2 protein-coding genes are annotated in these 3,584 nt (G+C 56.2%); both read right to left on the bottom strand.

Annotated elements, in window-relative coordinates:
• Positions 1 to 17: 17 nt before the first annotated feature.
• Positions 18 to 2,054 carry a glycoside hydrolase family 31 protein gene (locus FN633_RS16760; RefSeq protein ID WP_154058506.1) on the bottom strand — a complete coding sequence of 679 codons (2,037 nt, stop codon included), beginning with the start codon at positions 2,052 to 2,054 and terminating at the stop codon, positions 18 to 20.
• Positions 2,055 to 2,061: 7 nt separating this feature from the next.
• Complete coding sequence (locus tag FN633_RS16755) at positions 2,062 to 3,405, bottom strand: glycoside-pentoside-hexuronide (GPH):cation symporter (RefSeq protein WP_154058505.1); 1,344 nt, start codon at positions 3,403 to 3,405, stop codon at positions 2,062 to 2,064.
• Positions 3,406 to 3,584 lie beyond the last annotated feature (179 nt).

The raw sequence follows: 3,584 nt of genomic DNA, 5'->3' as shown, positions 1-3,584 counted from the left end.
TCAGGCTCCTGCTTGATTTACTTTACCAGCAGCGAAATCAGCGGGCTGCCTTCCCGAATAAAGAGCGGGATCGTCTCCAGTTCGGCAGGAACCGAAATACGCTGCCCGCCCTGATAGCACTCTCCCTGTAAATTGACCCACTGGTGGCCGCCCGGTAGCCAAACATCGCGCTGACGTTGACCGGCGTGCATAACCGGAGCGACCAGTAGATCACGGCCAAACAGATATTGGTCTTCCACCTGCCAGCTTTGTGCCTCGTCGGGATAGTGCCAGAAGAGCGGACGCATGAGCGGATCGCCGTGGTGATGTGCATTGGCGTAGAGTTCATCAATATAGGGGCGTAGCGCTTCGCGGACGCCCAGCCAGCGCTGCATGATGGCGAAGTTCTCCTCACCGTAGCTCCACAGCTCGTTGGGTGAACCGCTATCGCATTGCGGAATACCGTGGCGATAGCTTTCCGGTGGTTGGATCCGCGGCTCGCGATAGCCGTGCATACGCAGGACCGGACAGAATACCGCCCACTGGAACCAGCGGATCAGCAGCTCGTGAAAGGCTGGATCGTGGATGTTGCCGCCCTGGAAACCGCCGATATCGGTAGTCCACCATGGAATGCCTGCCAGTCCCATGTTAAGCCCGGCAGCCAGCTGATTGCGGAACGAATGGAAAGAGGAGTGAACGTCCCCGGACCACGCGAGTACGCCATAGCGTTGGCTGCCTGCCCAGCTACAGCGCACCAGGTTGACGATCTCCTTTTCGCCCTCTGCACGCAGGCCATCGTAGAAGCCCTGAGCGAAATCGCGCGGATAGCGATTGCCCACTTCCAGTACCGGTCCAGCATGGTAGCGATAGTTATCGAAGTCATAGGCACGATACTCCGGCTCGGCTTCATCCAGCCAGAACAGCTTGATCCCGTAGTCAAAATAGTTTTTCTTCACCGTATCCCAGACAAACTGCCGCGCCTGCGGGTGGGTGGCGTCAAAGAAGGTCGTGTTGCCCATAAAATCGAGGTTGATCTGCACGCCGCGATCGCTGGTCACCAGCCAGCCTTTGGCTTTCATCTGCGGAAATAGCGGGCTACGCGCTTCCACGGTCGGCCAGACCGAAACCATTAGCCTGATGCCCATTGATTCCAGCTCTTCTACCATCGCCCGCGGATCCGGCCAGTCGGTAGGATCGAAACACCAGGTTCCCTGATTCGGCCAGTGGAAGAAATCGATAACCATCACTGACAGCGGCAGGTTGCGGCGGTGATATTCGCGAGCGACGTCCAACACCTCCTGCTGGGTGCGGTAGCGCAATTTACACTGCCACAGGCCGCTGATAAATTCCGGCGCGGCGGGCGGTGTACCGGTGGCTTTAGCATACTGGCGGGTCATCTCCATCACGGTATCACCAGCGGTTATCCAATAGTCCATCTCCTGGGTAACGCGGGCGGTCCATTGGCTGTGGTTTTTCGCAAAGCTAGCCTCGCCAATGGCCGGATTGTTCCATAGCAGGCCATAGCCGAGGCTGGATTGGACAAACGGCACGCTGGCCTGCGAGTTACGCTGCGCCAGCTCCAGAGAGCAGCCTTTTAGATCCAGCCAGGGCTGCTGATACTGCCCCATGCCATACAACCTTTCTCCGTTGCGGGCTTCAAAACGTACTGTTAGCTGATATTTACCGCCGGGCAGCGGTTTAAATTCTCGTCCATCCAGCTTCAGGGCGCTGACGTATTTGTCCTGGCTTTTTTCACTGGCACCGATGCCAACCGTAGAACGCTGTCGCCACATCTCTTCCAGCAGTAGATCGCCGTGCTGATTGTAAAATGCCAGCTGGCCCTTAAGGTTCAATACCGCGCTGATGTTGCCGTTGCGCAGAGTCAGGGTTTCAGCATCCCGCAAAATGTCGGCCTGGCATGCGTCTGGCGTCAGCAGAGCGTGAGGCTCGGAAGTAAACTCCGGCGCGCAGGTGGCGCGTACCCGCAGGCTATTCTTGCCCCAGGGCTCCAGACGTAAAATCTGTCGTTCGAAGCGCCATTCGATGGCGTTAGCGTGCTCAATTAATTCGCTCATGGAGAGGTCATCCTTTCACAAAAGATTGCATTTTAGCCAAATTGATTTCCTGCATGGTCTGGTCATCAAGCTTGTACCAGCGCAGCGTGGCGAAGGCCGCCAGAGAGAGCAGTCCGGGGACGATGGTGAAGAGAGCGACGATGCTGTGCATGGCCAGCGACGTCTGTTCCGGCGCGTTGGCGACGTAGCCGCTAAAGGCCAGGGTCCAGCCGACAATGGCACCGCTGAGCGCCATTCCCAGTTTGAGGACGGCGAGGAAGGTGGAGAAAATAATGCCATCCATACGTTTGCCCTGACGCCATTCGCCGTAGTCGGCAACGTCGGCCATCATTACCCACATCAGCGTGGTGGTCGCCTGATAGAGCGTCGAGACGATAAACGTTAGCGGAACCAGGACGAAAACGGATTTCGGTGCAAAGAACAGGGCGATGCTGAGCACACCGGCCAGTACCGCACAGTAGCCGAACATCTGAACTTTATTGAAGTTGCGGGTCAGACGCTTGGCCAGCAGGCTACCGGCGGCTTTGCCAAGAATATGCGCGGCGAGCATCCACATGAAATAGCTGGCGCTGCCGAGGTAATAGGTAACGAAGTACATCATCGCCCCGAGGCGGATGACGCCAAAGCCGATGTTGGTTATCACGAGCACCGCGACGACCCGCCATTGATCGTTACGCAGCAGATCCCGTAGTTCGGCCAGGTAATTGTTGTGAGTGGCGGGCGCTTTAATACGTTCGCGGGTATTGGCAAAGCAGATCCAGAACATGATCACTGCCGCGCTGGCCATAATCGCCATTGCCCAGCGATAGCCTGCCAGCTTATCCGCTCCGCCCAGGTACTCCGCCAGCGGCATCATGAAAAATGTCGACATGGCGCCACCCAGCGTGGCAAGAAAGAAGCGCCAGGACTGTAGGGAGATGCGCTCGTCGTTATCAGGAGTAATTACCGCGCCCATCGAGCAGTAAGGAATATTGATGGCGGTATACATCAGCATCATGAAGGTGTAGCTAACGCTGGCAAAAATCATTTTACCGGTCATATCCAGCGATTGCGGAACGGCATAGGTCAGGAGGCAGCTCAGGCCAAAGGGGAGGGCCAGCCACAGCATCCATGGGCGAAATTTTCCCCAGCGGGAACGGGTACGGTCGGCCATATAGCCCATCGCGGGGTCGATAATGGCATCGGCGGTGCGGGCAAGCAGAAACATGGTTCCGACGAATGCGGCCGGTAGACCCACTACATCGGTATAGTAAAACGTGAGAAAAATAATCACATTATCCAAACCAACATGGCTAGCCATATCCCCAAGGCCATAACTGATCTTTTCTTTACGGGTAACTTTCGTTGTCATTGATGTCCCCAGGTGTCGTTAAGGTACGGGTTTTATAATCGGGAACAATAGTGTGGTTGAAGCGGGAGGGTTAACAATTGCGGGATTTAATATCTGGGTTACGTAAAGTGCTTTCCGTGATACCGGTAACAAGATTGCCAGCATCGAATGCAACGCTAGCTGAGCCGTCTCAGCAGCGT

This window comes from Pseudescherichia vulneris (assembly GCF_902164725.1).
GTDB lineage: Bacteria > Pseudomonadota > Gammaproteobacteria > Enterobacterales > Enterobacteriaceae > Pseudescherichia > Pseudescherichia vulneris.
Note: the sequence above shows the minus strand (reverse complement) of the source record. Positions and strands in the feature narration are given on the sequence as shown.

Bases quoted from the DNA above. Each gene is read 5' to 3' on its own strand.
- FN633_RS16760 (WP_154058506.1), bottom strand. From the start codon at position 2,054: ATGAGCGAATTAATTGAGCACGCTAACGCCATCGAATGGCGCTTCGAA.
- FN633_RS16755 (WP_154058505.1), bottom strand. From the start codon at position 3,405: ATGACAACGAAAGTTACCCGTAAAGAAAAGATCAGTTATGGCCTTGGG.